The sequence below is a fragment of the Cypionkella sp. PAMC25878 genome, assembly GCF_058135695.1.
Genome location: NZ_CM176871.1, coordinates 3,443,985 through 3,457,594 on the forward strand (window position 1 = coordinate 3,443,985; position 13,610 = coordinate 3,457,594).

13 protein-coding genes are annotated in these 13,610 nt (G+C 60.7%); 5 read left to right on the forward strand and 8 right to left on the reverse strand.

From position 1 onward, the window contains the following. Positions 1-5: 5 nt before the first annotated feature. The 3 genes from ACS5RD_RS16835 to ACS5RD_RS16845 all read right to left on the reverse strand — a co-directional run bounded on the left by ACS5RD_RS16835 (position 6) and on the right by ACS5RD_RS16845 (position 2,661). Positions 6-785 (reverse strand): ABC transporter ATP-binding protein, encoded by a 780-nt coding sequence (locus ACS5RD_RS16835; protein WP_489928350.1) that lies wholly within the window; start codon positions 783-785, stop codon positions 6-8. 153 nt (positions 786-938) lie between these two features. Next, complete coding sequence (aroB, locus tag ACS5RD_RS16840; protein ID WP_489928351.1) at positions 939-2,057, reverse strand: 3-dehydroquinate synthase; 1,119 nt, start codon at positions 2,055-2,057, stop codon at positions 939-941. Between the two features lies 1 nt (position 2,058). Further along, positions 2,059-2,661, reverse strand: a complete 603-nt coding sequence (locus tag ACS5RD_RS16845; protein ID WP_489931401.1) for a shikimate kinase — start codon at positions 2,659-2,661, stop codon at positions 2,059-2,061. 140 nt (positions 2,662-2,801) lie between these two features. Between ACS5RD_RS16845 and ACS5RD_RS16850 the strand changes: the two genes are divergently transcribed. Genes ACS5RD_RS16850 through ACS5RD_RS16865 form a run of 4 tightly spaced genes read left to right on the forward strand, consistent with a single transcriptional unit; the run spans position 2,802 to position 6,758 of the window. Further along, on the forward strand, positions 2,802-2,936 hold the full coding sequence (locus tag ACS5RD_RS16850; RefSeq protein WP_489928352.1) for a hypothetical protein: 135 nt from the start codon (positions 2,802-2,804) through the stop codon (positions 2,934-2,936). After that, positions 2,926-4,542 (forward strand): hypothetical protein, encoded by a 1,617-nt coding sequence (locus ACS5RD_RS16855; protein WP_489928353.1) that lies wholly within the window; start codon positions 2,926-2,928, stop codon positions 4,540-4,542. The genes ACS5RD_RS16850 and ACS5RD_RS16855 overlap by 11 nt, the downstream gene beginning before the upstream one ends. Beyond that, positions 4,543-5,493, forward strand: coding sequence for a tyrosine recombinase (locus ACS5RD_RS16860; RefSeq protein WP_489928354.1), 951 nt, complete (start codon positions 4,543-4,545; stop codon positions 5,491-5,493). It begins immediately after the preceding gene. Next, positions 5,490-6,758: an HlyC/CorC family transporter gene (locus tag ACS5RD_RS16865; RefSeq protein ID WP_489928355.1), complete on the forward strand. Its 1,269-nt coding sequence runs from the start codon at positions 5,490-5,492 to the stop codon at positions 6,756-6,758. The genes ACS5RD_RS16860 and ACS5RD_RS16865 overlap by 4 nt, the downstream gene beginning before the upstream one ends. A gap of 88 nt (positions 6,759-6,846) precedes the next feature. Here the strand turns inward: ACS5RD_RS16865 and ACS5RD_RS16870 are convergent, their stop codons facing one another. Together ACS5RD_RS16870 and ACS5RD_RS16875 are read right to left on the reverse strand one after the other, a co-directional pair. Continuing rightward, the gene (locus ACS5RD_RS16870) at positions 6,847-8,148 is read right to left on the reverse strand and encodes a CAP domain-containing protein (RefSeq protein ID WP_489928356.1); all 1,302 of its coding nucleotides are present in this window, start codon (positions 8,146-8,148) and stop codon (positions 6,847-6,849) included. Between the two features lie 72 nt (positions 8,149-8,220). Next, complete coding sequence (locus ACS5RD_RS16875; RefSeq protein WP_489928357.1) at positions 8,221-9,777, reverse strand: helicase HerA-like domain-containing protein; 1,557 nt, start codon at positions 9,775-9,777, stop codon at positions 8,221-8,223. 462 nt (positions 9,778-10,239) lie between these two features. Between ACS5RD_RS16875 and ACS5RD_RS16880 the strand changes: the two genes are divergently transcribed. Next, entirely contained in the window at positions 10,240-10,908 is a 669-nt protein-coding gene (locus ACS5RD_RS16880; protein WP_489928358.1) for an invasion associated locus B family protein, read from the forward strand. Positions 10,909-10,998: 90 nt separating this feature from the next. On the opposite strand, the gene ACS5RD_RS16885 is transcribed toward ACS5RD_RS16880, so the two are convergent. From ACS5RD_RS16885 to ACS5RD_RS16895, 3 genes are read right to left on the reverse strand one after another with little or no spacing between them, the layout of a single operon-like run. After that, the gene (locus tag ACS5RD_RS16885; protein WP_489928359.1) at positions 10,999-12,210 is read right to left on the reverse strand and encodes a beta-ketoacyl-[acyl-carrier-protein] synthase family protein; all 1,212 of its coding nucleotides are present in this window, start codon (positions 12,208-12,210) and stop codon (positions 10,999-11,001) included. After that, positions 12,207-12,482 carry an acyl carrier protein gene (locus ACS5RD_RS16890; protein ID WP_202905587.1) on the reverse strand — a complete coding sequence of 92 codons (276 nt, stop codon included), beginning with the start codon at positions 12,480-12,482 and terminating at the stop codon, positions 12,207-12,209. Before ACS5RD_RS16890 ends, ACS5RD_RS16885 begins: the two co-directional genes overlap by 4 nt. A 36-nt stretch (positions 12,483-12,518) precedes the next feature. After that, a complete protein-coding gene (locus ACS5RD_RS16895) occupies positions 12,519-13,610 on the reverse strand; it encodes a UDP-3-O-(3-hydroxymyristoyl)glucosamine N-acyltransferase (protein ID WP_489928360.1) in 1,092 nt (363 codons plus the stop codon).

A 13,610-nucleotide genomic window follows, 5' to 3' on the forward strand; every position in this document is an offset into this window, starting at 1 on the left:
CCGGGCTAACCCACGGTTTTCAGGAACTGTTTCAGTCTCTCCGACTTAGGCGCACCAAACACCTCGGCGGGCGGGCCTTGTTCTTCGATCACGCCGTTGTGCAGATAGATCACATGGCTTGCGACCTCACGCGCGAATTTCATCTCATGCGTGACCAGCACCATGGTGCGGCCTTCATCGGCCAGCCCTTTGATCACTTGTAGCACCTCACCGACCAGTTCGGGGTCGAGCGCCGAGGTCGGTTCGTCAAACAGCATCGCGCGGGGCTCCATGCACAACGCCCGAGCGATCGCCGCGCGTTGCTGTTGGCCGCCCGACATATAGGCTGGATAGGCGCCCTCTTTTTCCGCCAAACCCACCCGTGCCAGCAGCTTGCGCGCCCGCGCCTCGGCCTCGGCACGCGGCAGTTTCAGCACATGCACCGGCACTTCGATCAGATTTTCCAGCACGGTCTTATGGGTCCAGAGGTTAAAGTTCTGAAACACCATGCCAAGGCTTTGCCGCAAACGTTCCAGCTGGCGGCGATCCGACGGGCTGCCATCGGAGCGCATCGCCACAGCCTCGCCGCCGATTTCAATCGTGCCTGATGACGGGGTTTCCAGAAAGTTGATACAACGCAGCATCGTCGATTTGCCCGAACCCGAGCCGCCGATGATCGCGACCACATCACCCTCGCAGGCGGTCAGCGACACACCTTTCAACACCTCATGGGTGCCAAATGATTTGTGCAGGCCAGCCACACGGATTGCGACGGGCTTTTCAGCCGTAGTTCCCTGAATCGGCATGTGTTTCCTGCCGTTATGATTTCAGCCATCAAATGCGCCGCCCCGGAATTGTGCAAGCGAATAATTCAGCCGTGGCGCTCCGGTAGCCAAGAAATCCGTCCGTTAGCGCGGAAAATCCGGGCAATCGCGGGTTTATTCAGCGTCGTTTGCACCTTAGCGTCGTGCCGCGAGGGCATCGGCGAGCAGGCCACGCACCAGATCTGGCGGCACATCTTCGGCCACAAACGCCTCGCCAATGCCGCGCGCAAGGATGAAGCGCAGCTTGCCGTCGATCACCTTTTTGTCCTGCCCCATCAACGCCAACAGCGCTTCGGCTCCCGGCAGGTCGCCTTGGATGTCAGATAGATCGGTCTTCATCCCCATGGCCTTCAGATGCGCGCGCACCCGACTTGGGGCTTCTTGCGCACACAGGCCAAGCCGTTGGGAGAGCTCAAACGCCAGCGCACAGCCGATAGCGACGCCTTCGCCATGCAACAGCCGATCTGAAAATCCGGTCGCTTTTTCAAGCGCATGGCAGAAGGTGTGCCCCAAATTCAGCAAGGCGCGCTCGCCTTCTTCGGTCTCATCGCGGCTGACAATGCCCGCCTTCATCTCAACCGAGCGTGTCACGGCATATTGCCGAAAACCGATATCGCCCTGCGCCATCGCCGGGGCGTTTGTTTCCAGCCAATCATAAAATCGGGCATCGCCGAGGAGGCCATATTTCACAACCTCACCATAGCCTGCGAGGAAATCGCGCGGGGCTAGGGTGGCCAATACGTCAATATCCGCCAGCACCAAACTCGGCTGATGAAACGCGCCGACAAGGTTCTTGCCCTGCGGCGTGTTGATCCCGGTCTTACCGCCCACGGAACTATCCACCTGCGCCAGAAGCGTGGTCGGGATCTGCACAAACCGCACCCCACGCCGCAGTACGGCTGCGGCAAAGCCGACCAAATCGCCGACCACACCGCCGCCAAACGCCACCACGACATCTCGGCGCTCGATCTTCTGCTCCAGCAGCCATTCGACACAACGCGCGAATTGCTCCCAGCCCTTCGATCCCTCGCCCGGCGGGATGGTCAGCGCGGTCATCGCGATGCCCTCATGCTCGAACGCTTTCGCCAGATCCATCAAATGGCAGGCCGCGACAGTGTCATCGGTGATCACCGCGACTTTGCGACGATGCAGCAAGTGCGCGATCTGGCGGCCTGCCTGTGCGATCAGGCCTTGGCCGATACGCACGTCGTAACTGCGCGATCCAAGATCGACATTGACCACATTCAGGCTCATCTTAGGTCCTTTCCAGCACGTCCGCGCGGGTACTCAATGCTTCGACCACCCGCTGGGCCATATCCTCAACCGACAACTCCGCAGAGGAATCGACCACCAGATCGGCCATCTGGTAGAAGGGAAGCCGGGCGTCGTAAAGCCCGCGCAGGGTCTCGCGCGGATTTGCGGTGCGCAGCAACGGGCGCGTGGTTTTGTGACGCACACGCTGCCAGAGCAGCTCCAGATCGGCGCGCAACCAGACCGAAACCCCAGCCTCGTGGATCAGTGCGCGGTTGGCTACTGCCAGATAAGCCCCGCCGCCGGTCGACAGGATGCAGGGCGCACCGCGCAGAAGACGGGCGATCACTTCAGTTTCGCGCGCCCGAAAGAATGCCTCGCCGTCGCGCGCGAAGATCTCGGCGATTGAGCGATCCGCCGCGCGCACAATCTCCTCGTCCGAATCAACGAAGGGCACGCCCAGCAGCCTCGCCAATGCGGTGCCGACGGCGGTTTTGCCCGCCCCCATCATCCCGACCATCACCACGGTTTTCTTTAGCAGCACCATGTTTTTCCCTGTCTGCCTTGACTTTGATACATCAGCGGCGCATCGCCGCCCAAGGCAAATCTTTCTTGCCTGAATGGCGTGAACTCGGCGCAAATGCCATATATAATCTGCACGAACCTGCGAAGCCTATTTCGGGGGCGGCGGCACGGAACAACAATTGCGCGGGGTAAACCTGCGGCAGCAGTAAGGGCGAAGCGGGCATGGGGCGTCTGATCAAGGTTTTGGTGGTTTTGGCGGTGCTTGGCTTCATAGGGCTGACGGGCTACGCTTATCTCGCGGATCTTTCTCCGACCGCGTCAGAGGTAAAGCTGCCGGTGACCCTGAATGTCGATTAACCACCTCGGTCTCTGCGTGGCTTTGGCACTTGCGCTGCCAACAGCCGCTGTTGCCGAGAAAAAACCGTTGTCCGCCATCGACTGGCTGTCGCAATCGGTCAAAACGCCGATGCCGAAAGGCAGCGTCGCACCCCGTACCCCGGCAGAACCTGTCAGCGCTGTGGTGAAAAATGGCACGCAGGCCAATCTGCCGCCCGTGGCGAATGAGCCGAAAGTCACCACAGATGCTTTGCCTGACCAAGTGGCGACCACCGTGCTGGGCGGCACCTCGCTGGATGCAGTCGGGCTGCTGCCACCGCAAGTGACGGGGTTTCCGCACGATCTGTGGGGCATCGGCCATAGCGCCGAGATTGCCGCTGACATTGCAGAGGCTGGCCAAGGCGATGTGCCTGCGCTGCAATCCTTGTTGATGACGCTGCTGTTGGCCGAGGCGGATGCGCCTGCGGATTCGGCGGGTTCGGGCGATTTGCTGATCGCACGGATCGACAAGCTGTTGACGATGGGGGCTTTGGATCAGGCGCAGGCGCTGATCACGGCGGCGGGGGCAACCAGTTCGCCGGAATTGTTCCGCCGCAGTTTTGACGTGGCGCTGCTGACGGGTGAGGAAGACAATGCCTGCGAGGTGTTGAAATCCGCCCCCGGACTTGCCCCCACTCTGGCCACTCGCGTGTTCTGCTTGGCCCGCGCCGGAGACTGGAACGCCGCCGCTTTGACCCTGCGCACCGCACAAGCTTTGGGAAATATCAGCGCCGAGGATGATGCCCTGCTGTCGCGCTTCCTCGACCCCGAGCAGTTTGATGGCGAGCCGATGCCGCCCGCGCCGAAGCCGATCACGCCGCTGGTTTGGCGCATCTATGACGCGTTGGGCGAACCCGTGCCCACCGCCACCCTCCCCCCGGCTTTCGCCCATGCGGACCTCTCGGACCATGCCGGATGGAAATCGCAGATCGAGGCCGCCGAGCGGCTGTCGCGTGCAGGCGCGATCACGCCGAACGTGTTGTTGGGCCTGTATACCGACCGCGCGCCTGCTGCCTCGGGCGGCGTCTGGGACCGCGCCGATGCCTTCCAGCGCTTTGATGTTGCGCTGACCAAAGCGGACGTGGCCGCCGTGGAACAGCGCTTGCCGCTGGCCTATGCGCGGATGAAGGACATCGAGGTCGAAGTGCCATTCGCGACCTTGTTCGCCGGACCGCTTGCCAAGTTGCGCCTCAGCGGCGATGCGGCCCGCATCAGCTATGAACTCGGCCTGCTCTCGCCGGAATATGAACGTCTCGCCAAATCCTCCGCGGCCGGAACGGATGCGCGCAGCCTGTTTCTGGCCGGACTCGCCGCTGGTTCGGTCAAGGGCCTGATCGCGCCTGACAGCATGGCTCGCGCCATCGCCCCCGCGTTCACCGACCCACAACTGCCCGCAGATATTGCCGAGTTGATCACACAAAAACGAGTGGGCGAGGCGATGTTGCAAGCCGTGATCCGCATCGAATCCGGTCTGCGCGGGGAGTTGGTGAAGGTCACTGAGGGCCTATCGGTGCTAAGAAAACTTGGGCTGGAAGATATCGCCCGGCGCACCGCCTTGCAGTTGATGCTGCTGGAACGGCGCGGATAAATGCCCGCCCCCACACATCCTGACAGTTGGATTTCCAGCTTTCTCGCCGCCCATGCCGCCGATCTTGGCGCTGCGAAAAATACCCAACTGGCCTATGGGCGCGATCTGAAGGATTTCGCCGATTGGCTTTCCCGCAATGCCAACAGCTTTGCCGCAGCGGGCCGCGATCAGGTCGAGGCTTATCTGGTGTTTTGTGACGCGCAAGGCCTGTCGAAAGCCACCCGCGCGCGCAGGCTGTCGGCGATCCGCCAGCTTTACCGCTTTGCGCATGAAGAAGGCTGGCGCAGCGACAACCCCGCCCTGCGCATCAAGGGCCCCGGTGCGAGCCAGCGCTTGCCGGGGACTCTGTCGTTGCCCGAGGTCGAGCGTCTGCTGGATGCCGCCCGCCGCAAGGGTCGATCCGAGCCGGAACGACTGCGCAACTGCGCTTTGGTCGAGTTGCTTTATGCGACGGGCATGCGGGTGTCGGAACTCGTCGGCCTGCCGGTTGCGGCGGTGCGCGGTAATCCGAAGATGATTCTGGTGAAGGGCAAGGGCGACAAAGAACGCATGGTGCCGCTGTCGCCCCCCGCACGCGTGGCGGTGCAGGACTGGCTGGCCGAGCGGGATGCGCAAGAGGATGCGGGACGTAAACTGGGCAAGCCTGCCTCCAAGCAGCTATTTCCCGGCCCCGGCGTCGATGGCCACCTGACCCGGCAGCATTTCTACCTGCTGATCAAGGATATCGCGGTGCAAGGCGGCGTTGATCCCAGCACCGTCACGCCCCACACCCTGCGCCACGCCTTTGCGACGCATCTTTTGGCGGGCGGGGCCGATCTGATGGTGATCCAAGCCCTACTCGGTCACGCCGATGTCGCGACAACCGAGATTTACACGCATGTGCTGGATGATGACCTGCGCCGTCTGGTGCTGACGCATCACCCCCTCGCCACAGGCAAACCGCGCCAATGATGCACAACCTTTGGATTTACGCTCTGATCCTTGTCACACTGGCCGCAGCGGCCCTGCTTGCAGCCGTGATCGCAGCCGCGCAGAACCGGCCACATGGCCGCGTCTCGGTCCATTCCGCGGCCGCGGCCAAGCTGATCGCGCGCGGTGAGATGGGCCTGATGGCGCTGCGCCTTGCGCATAGCCTGACCGCGCTTGCCGCTCTGTCGGGTCTGCTGTGGCAAGCCCGCGACTGGACAGGCTTCGATTTTGCTTGGCTGACCTTCGCCGCAGGCATCACTTTGGCATTGTTGGGCCGCATCATCCCCTCTGCCATCGGCACCGCCACAGCCGAATCCACGCTTGCCCGTCTGGGCCTGTTCGGCCTGATTGCCGCATGGATATTCTCCCCCCTCGCCGCGCTGATGCAGGTCCTGAAGCAAGCCGCATTGCGCAGCTTCGGGCTGACCTTCGATCTGTCCGAACAGCATGATGCCCTGCGCGATGACATCGCAGGCGCAATTGCTTTGGGCCATTCTGGCGGGGCGATGCAAAAGGAAGATCGTGATCGCTTGCTGGGAGCGTTGGACCTTTCCGACCGCGCGGTGGAAGAAATCATGCGCCACCGCCGCCAGATTGAGATGATCAACGCCGATGATCCGCCGGGTGATATCATCAGCCAAATGCTGGCCTCGCCGCATTCGCGTCTGCCAGTCTACCGCGATGAGACCGAGAACATCCTTGGCCTTGTCCACACCAAGGATCTGTTGCGCGAACTCGACCGCCTGCTGCGCGGCGATGCCCCCGAAGGGTTGGATAGCCTTGATATTCTAAAGGTCGCCAAGAAGCCCTATTTCATCCCCAACACCACCAGCCTTGATGAGCAGATGCGCGAATTCCTCAAGCGGCGCACGCATTTCGCTTTGGTGGTCGACGAATACGGCGCGTTGCAAGGGTTGATCACGTTGGAGGATATTCTGGAAGAAATCGTCGGCGATATCACTGACGAATTCGATGTCGTCGCCCGCGATACCGGCCTAAAGCGCGATGCCAACGGCGATTACATCATCGACGGTGCCATGACGATCCGCGATCTGAACCGCGCGACCGACTGGCAACTGCCTGATGCCGAGGCCAATACCATGGCAGGTCTGGTAATCCACGAGGCGCAGATGATCCCGGCAGAGGGGCAGGTGTTCCACTTCCACGGCTTCCGCATCGAGGTCGAGCAGCGCCGTGAGAACCGCATCACTAAGGTAAAGCTGCGCCGGGTTGTCGAGCTAAGCTAGAGCGGTTTCGCCTTTATCGTGAATCGCAATGCGCACCAAGGCCTGCGTGCATCATGATGCTTTTGGGTCAGATGAAACGCAAACCGCGTCAGACGAAAATAAGCGCGTCTGCGAGGCCAGCCGTTGAAGTCATACCGTTCAGCGTGATGACTTCATTGGCGCTGAATTCAAACACCACTGCGCCCGCCACTACATGCGCAAACTGCGAAACGACCTCCTGCGCGCTCAAAGCAGCGCCGCCCCAGATCAGATCATCGAAAAGCAGGCGATCCCCCTCAGATCGCGTAAGGTCTGTCACAGTATCGTGGCCGAAATTACGGCCAAAGATGAACGAGTCTCCTCCCGCATTGCCGGACAACATGTCGTCTTCAGCCCCTCCCTCGATCCGATCAGCGCCATTTCCGCCCAGAAGTGTATCGTTGCCCAAGCCGCCAATCAGATAGTCATTGCCGTTCATCCCCCTGAGCAGGTCTCTTCCTGCCACGCCATCCATGCGATTGCCGCCTGCGTTCCCGGTCATGACGTTGTCATTGGCGTTGCCGCCAGCCGCCAAACCGGCGTTGCCAAGCAGGCTTACGTTGTTCAGGCCAAGCTTAAGCGTGATAGCGCCAGACGAGAGCAAGGTGTTATGATTGACAATATCGACCTTCACATTTCCATTCCCCATCCCGATGGTGAATGAATAGCTGAGTGTTCCAAGCTGGCCGGTCACAGCCACCGCCGACGCTGCCGTCAGTGCAAGCGCATAACCGCCCGCCGCGGCACTGGCCACCGACTTGCCTTGGGCCGCAATAGTGGCGCTCCCAACGCCTTCGCCAATCGAATAGAAAGCGTTCTTGTCGGTGTCGTTGTAGATGACTCCCGTCAGGAAAGCAGTGGGTGTCGCGGGCTTGCCATAGAGCTCAGTCAGCATGGACGAGTCGTAGTTCCGCCCGTTGAGGTTGAACAGTCCACGCTCTTGCGCAATGCCCACCTCTTGATAGGTGTCGCTCAGCATGATCTGGCGATGGCCCGCGCTTAGGAACAGGTCCAGGTGATGTGTGTTGGTGGCGCTATTCAGGTCCATCGTGCCAGAGGTGCCACGCCAGGACAGATCCTCGCCGATATTGTTCCAGCGATAACCTGCGGCAGTGGCGCGTTGTGATGGCGATGAGCCGCCGCTGCCGGTATGCGAGAACACATCTGCCGCCAGCATCCATTGCGAATGGCCAATCGCCGCGTTTTCCAGCAGGGCATTGGGCGCAAGCACTTGCTTGGAGGCAGTCGAGATGGTTCCCGCCGCGAGCCCTGCGTTCAGATCAATGCCATAGCGCGCTGCCTCGCCCGCCGGGTCAAGTCTGGCCCGGTTGATCAGTTCCAGCAAATATTGCTCAGCAGCCGTCAAAGCCATCGCGGCCTCCCTATTCAAAGCAGATCGATACAACCTGCCGGGCGAATAAGGCGAAGCCGCGACGCTATTGTGTCAGCGACTGCGGAAAAGAGACCCCAGTACGCCACGGATCACCGCTTGCCCGGTTTTAGAGCCCAGACTTCTAGCAAAACTTTTCGCAAAAGTCTCACCGATCGAATCGGATCGGCTGGAGTTGGCCTTCTTGGGCGCAGCAGAGGTGGCGCGCCCGGCGCTGCCGCCATCGTAGCGGCGGGCATTGCGGAATTCGGACTCGGTTTGATCGGCCTGCAGTTGGCTTTGTGTCTCTGCTGCATTGGCTTCTTGTGCTGCATGGTCGGCTCTTGCGCGCAGGCGTTCATAGGCGCTGTCGCGGTCGACCACGGTGTTATACTTCGCCCCCATCGGCGAGGCCGCGATCAGTTGCGCACGCAAAGCCGGTTCAATCGGGCCCAGTTGCGACGATGGCGGGCGGATCAGTGTGCGTTCGGCCACACCAGGGATGCCCTTGGCCTCAAGGAAAGAGGTCACCGCCTCGCCCGTGCCGACATCGCGGATCGCGTCTTCGATGGCGAAGCGCGGATTGGGGCGATAGGTTTCCGCCGCCAGTTTCAGGTCTTTCTGATCCTTGGCGGTGAAAGCGCGCAAGGCATGCTGCACGCGGTTTCCCAACTGGCCCAGAATCATCTCGGGCACATCGGCGGGGTTCTGGGTGATGAAATACACCCCCACGCCCTTCGAGCGGATCAGCCGCGCCACCTGCTCAACCTTGGCCACCAAGGCTTTGGGTGCATCGGTGAACAACAGATGCGCTTCGTCGAAGAAGAACACCAGTTTCGGCTTATCCGGGTCGCCGACTTCGGGAAGGTTTTCGAACAATTCCGAAAGCAGCCACAGCAGGAAGGTTGCGTAGAGTCGTGGCGAGTTCATCAGCTTTTCCGCCGCCAGAATGTTGATCATCCCCGCGCCATCGGCATCGCAACGCATCAAATCCGCCAGATCCAACGCAGGTTCGCCAAACATCTCGCTCGCACCTTGATTCTCCAGCACCAGCAAACGCCGCTGGATCGCCCCCACCGAGGTCGGCGAGACCAGACCAAACCGCGCCGAAATCTCGGTCGCATGTTCGGCGACAAAAGCCAGCAGCGCCTGCAGGTCTTTCAGATCGAGCAGCGGCAGTTTTTCTTCATCCGCCAGCCGGAAGGCCACGTTCAACACGCCCTCTTGCGGTTCGGTCAACTCTAAAAGGCGCGAGAGCAGCAGCGGCCCCATCTCTGCCACGGTGGCGCGGATCGGATGGCCTTTTTCGCCGAACATATCCCAGAATGTCACCGGAAAGGTACGGTATTGCAGATCAAACCCGATGGTGGCGGCGCGTTTCATAAAGCTGTCGTGCAGCTTTTGGCTGGTCGAGCCAGCCGCGCCCAACCCGGAAAGATCACCCTTCACATCGGCCATGAACACCGGAACACCTTCGGCAGAAAACCCCTCGGCCAGCACTTGCAAGGTCACGGTTTTGCCGGTGCCGGTGGCGCCTGCGATCAACCCATGGCGGTTGCCGTATTTCAGCAGCAGGTTCTGCGGCACACCATAAGCTTCACCGCCGCCGCCCACAAAAATCGTCTCGCCCATGCTGCCACCTTTTGCACGATCCAAAGCTGCCAAACGGCAACCGTTCTGGGTCAAAATACATTGTTAACCTAACTCTGCCAGTCTCGATCTTACCCCGAACGCGCTCCGGTGTTCGTTGTGGTGACTTCCTCCCTGTCAGACTGCCGCGCTGATCAAACAGCGCGGCTTTTTTCCATCGCGGGACTGTCACAATCGGTTACAATTCCAGTTGACGCGGATTTGAAAGCGCCGTAGCGTCTGCTTCACAAGTCGGCCAGTCCGACAGGGAGAATAAGAAAAGTTGAAAAAGGGTCGGCTGTCCGGCCCTTTTTCCTTTTGGAACACGCGGTTAGCAGAATCGTTTCAGTCGTGATCGCCGCAACCGTTTTTCGCCCATGCGCTCGAAGACGTGATGTTTTTTCCCGCTGACTTCCCGGCATTGCCATGCTATTGCCCAGCCAAACAATCAAGAAAGAGACAGTGATGTCGATGACGACTCTGCACCGTTCCCTCGCGTTTTCGCTCGGTCTGGCTTTTGCTGCCGCGACATTCCCAGCCCTCGCACAAGAGACCGCTCCGGCGGATCCGGCCCCGGCTGCAACGGTGGACACCACCGCTCCGGCGACGGAAGATCTGAATATGGGCGTTGACCCCAACACGCCGCCCGCGCCGCTGACGCAGGAAGCGGCAGAAGTCGGTCAGATTTACCAACTCGCCACCTTCGATGCCTGGGCACAGCGCTGCACCAAGATGAAAGATGGCTCGGACCCTTGTGAGCTGTATCAGCTGCTGAAAGACAAAGACGGCACCAATGTTGCTGAAATCAGCATGTTCGCGCTGCCCGCTGGCGGCAAGGCTGCTGCGGGTGCCACGATCATCGCGCCGCTGGAAACTCTGCTGACCGCCAATCTGGCGGTGTCGGTGGATGGCAGCAAGGCCAAGATCTACCCGTTCACCTTCTGCGCCCAACTGGGCTGCGTGGCACGCGTCGGCTTTACGGCAGACGAAGTGGCACAATTCAAAAAAGGCACCAAGGCCACGATCACCATTGTTCCGGCTGCGGCACCTGATCAAAAGGTTGAATTGGCGGTCGAGCTGAAAGGCTTCACGGCGGGCTACGAGGCCGTCGCCGCAACGATGCCGAAGAAGTAAGATCTGACGCAGATTAGGAAAAGCCCGCCCCAGTTTTGGGCGGGCTTTTTCATGGGCTATTGCGTGTTTTTTGGCGGGCTTCATCCAAGCTCACGCCGCTTTGCGCAACACCAGCACGGCATTCAGCCCACCAAAGGCAAACGCATTCGACATCACCACATCGACGGGCACCTCGCGCGCCTGATTGGGCACCACGTCAAGCGGACAGTCCGGATCCGACAGCTCATAACCAATCGTCGGCGCGATCACGCCCTGCTGCAGGGCCATCAGACAGGCCAGCAACTCCACAGCCCCGGTGCCGCCAATCAGATGACCGTGCATGGATTTGGTCGAGGACAGCATCACATTTTCCGCCGCAGCCCCGAACACCTGCGAGATCGCCGCACATTCGGTCTTGTCATTCGCCGCTGTGCCCGTGCCATGCGCATTGATATAGCCCACCGCATCGGGGGCCACCTCGGCATCGCGCAAAGCCAGCCGGATCGCCCGCGCAGCGCCTTCCTGCGAGGGCATCACGATGTCCGAGGCATCCGAGGTCATCGCAAAGCCGATCACTTCTGCCAAAATCTGAGCCCCCCGTGCGTGGGCGTGGTCGTAATCTTCAAACACAAAGATCGCCGCTCCCTCGCCCTGCACCATGCCGCTGCGGTTCAGACTAAACGGACGGCAGGCGGTTTGCGACATCACCCGCAGCCCCTCCCACGCCTTAATGCCGCCAAAGCACAGCATGGATTCAGAGCCGCCCGTCACCATCACCGTGGCACTTCCGCCCCGGATCGCCTGAAACGCAAGGCCCATTGCGTGATTGGAACTGGCGCAGGCGGTTGAAACGCTAAAGCTTGGCCCGCGCAAGCCAAACTGTATTGCCACATGGCTGGCCCCGGCGCTGTTCATCAGCTTCGGCACCACGAAGGGATGCACCCGGTTTTTATCCTCGGCATAGACAGCGCGGTAACTGTCATCCCAAGTGTTGACGCCACCCGCAGCCGTACCCAGCACGACGCCAGACTCGTCACCAAGATCGCCGTCAAAAACCAGCCCGGACTGCGCAATCGCCTGCTGTGCCGCCGTCAGCGTAAACTGCGTAAACCGATCATAAAGCGTGATCTGCTGGCGGCTGAACAAAGCCTCGGCATCCCAATCGCGGACCTGCCCGCCGATTTTGATGCTCAGACGGTCCTTGTCGCGAATGTCCAATTCGGCAATGCCACATCGGCCTTCGGCAAAGGCTTCATAGGTGCCTGCCACGTCGCGCGCCAAGGCGTTGACCGTGCCTGCTCCGGTGATGACAACCCGCCTCATGCGGCTTTCTGAGTGATCAGGACTTCAACCGCCGCGACAATCGAGGCCACCGAGGTCAGATCAAACCCGCTTTTTGACGGCTCATTGGCGTTGAACGGCACGGAAATGTCGAAGGCTTCCTCAATCGCAAAGATCGTCTCGACCAGACCCAGACTGTCGATGCCCAGACTTTCCAGCGATTGCGCCGGGCTGACATCTGTCACATCCAGCACCGCCTGCTCGGCAATGATCGCAATCACTTGCGCCTGCACGCTGATCACTTGGCTTTGCATGTTCATCGGGTTTCCTTCCGTCACGGTTTACCCCGTTTAATCAACATCAGGTAACAGGGATATGGCTTTCTCCAATTCCGCCACGCGGGACGCCAGCCGAGGCAAGCGGCGCAGCGCCTTTTGTATCTCGACATGGGTTTCCATCTTGACCGCAGGATAGCCCAAAAGCACCCGGCCCGCAGGTGCATTGGTCAAAATTTTCGTAGCCCCGCCCGCGATCACATCATCACCGATGAAAATATTGTCGCTGACCCCAACCTGCCCCCCAAGCACCACCCGGTCGCCGATCTTGGCCGAGCCCGCAATCCCCACCTGCCCACACAGCAAACAATCGCGGCCCACCTGTACGTTATGGCCGACATGGACCAGATTATCGAGCTTCGTCCCCGATCCAATCACCGTATCTCTGATCGTGCCACGATCAATCGCGACATTCGCACCAAGCTCCACATCATCGCCCAAGGTCACCGCGCCCAGCGAGTGTATCCGCACCCAGCGCTGCTCGCGAATTTCATCGCGCTTGCCCAGACTTGCGCGGATTTCTTCAACCCCGGATTTCTCTGGGGTCACAAACGAAAACCCATCCGCACCCACCACCGCCCCCGGCTGGCAGATAAACCGATGCCCGATCGTCACCCGCGCACCAATCCGTGCGCCTTGCAGGATCAGCGCGTCATCGCCAATCACAGCGCCTTCGGCAATCGAGACATGGCTGGCGATGCGCGCCCGTGCGCCGATCCGAACATCCGCCCCGATCACCACAAACGGCCCAACCGCAGCGCCTTCCCCGATCTGCGCCGAGGCATCCACCAACGCCATCGGATGCACACCCACAGCAATCGCAGGCCCCGGATCGAGCATCACCGACAGCCCAGCCATCGCCAGCCGAGCGCGTGGCGCGAAAATCGCCGCTTTCAGCCCCAAACCCCGCCAATCCGCGCCCGGCCATAGCATCGCCGCCTGCGCCTGACCCTTTGCCAAACCGTCGCCATAGCGCGGGTCCATCGCCAAAGCCAAATCCTGCGGACCAGCACTTGCAGGTTCCGAGGCACGCACAATCAGCAGGTCAAGATCGCCCTCTGCTTCAGCCCCTAAAGCCTGCGCAATGTCGCGGATCGTATGGGCCAT

Bases quoted from the DNA above. Each gene is read 5' to 3' on its own strand.
- ACS5RD_RS16835 (WP_489928350.1), bottom strand. From the start codon at position 785: ATGCCGATTCAGGGAACTACGGCTGAAAAGCCCGTCGCAATCCGTGTG.
- aroB (WP_489928351.1), bottom strand. From the start codon at position 2,057: ATGAGCCTGAATGTGGTCAATGTCGATCTTGGATCGCGCAGTTACGAC.
- ACS5RD_RS16850 (WP_489928352.1), top strand. From the start codon at position 2,802: ATGGGGCGTCTGATCAAGGTTTTGGTGGTTTTGGCGGTGCTTGGCTTC.
- ACS5RD_RS16855 (WP_489928353.1), top strand. From the start codon at position 2,926: ATGTCGATTAACCACCTCGGTCTCTGCGTGGCTTTGGCACTTGCGCTG.
- ACS5RD_RS16860 (WP_489928354.1), top strand. From the start codon at position 4,543: ATGCCCGCCCCCACACATCCTGACAGTTGGATTTCCAGCTTTCTCGCC.
- ACS5RD_RS16865 (WP_489928355.1), top strand. From the start codon at position 5,490: ATGATGCACAACCTTTGGATTTACGCTCTGATCCTTGTCACACTGGCC.
- ACS5RD_RS16870 (WP_489928356.1), bottom strand. From the start codon at position 8,148: ATGGCTTTGACGGCTGCTGAGCAATATTTGCTGGAACTGATCAACCGG.
- ACS5RD_RS16875 (WP_489928357.1), bottom strand. From the start codon at position 9,777: ATGGGCGAGACGATTTTTGTGGGCGGCGGCGGTGAAGCTTATGGTGTG.
- ACS5RD_RS16880 (WP_489928358.1), top strand. From the start codon at position 10,240: ATGTCGATGACGACTCTGCACCGTTCCCTCGCGTTTTCGCTCGGTCTG.
- ACS5RD_RS16885 (WP_489928359.1), bottom strand. From the start codon at position 12,210: ATGAGGCGGGTTGTCATCACCGGAGCAGGCACGGTCAACGCCTTGGCG.
- ACS5RD_RS16890 (WP_202905587.1), bottom strand. From the start codon at position 12,482: ATGCAAAGCCAAGTGATCAGCGTGCAGGCGCAAGTGATTGCGATCATT.
- ACS5RD_RS16895 (WP_489928360.1), bottom strand. From the start codon at position 13,610: ATGGCCCATACGATCCGCGACATTGCGCAGGCTTTAGGGGCTGAAGCA.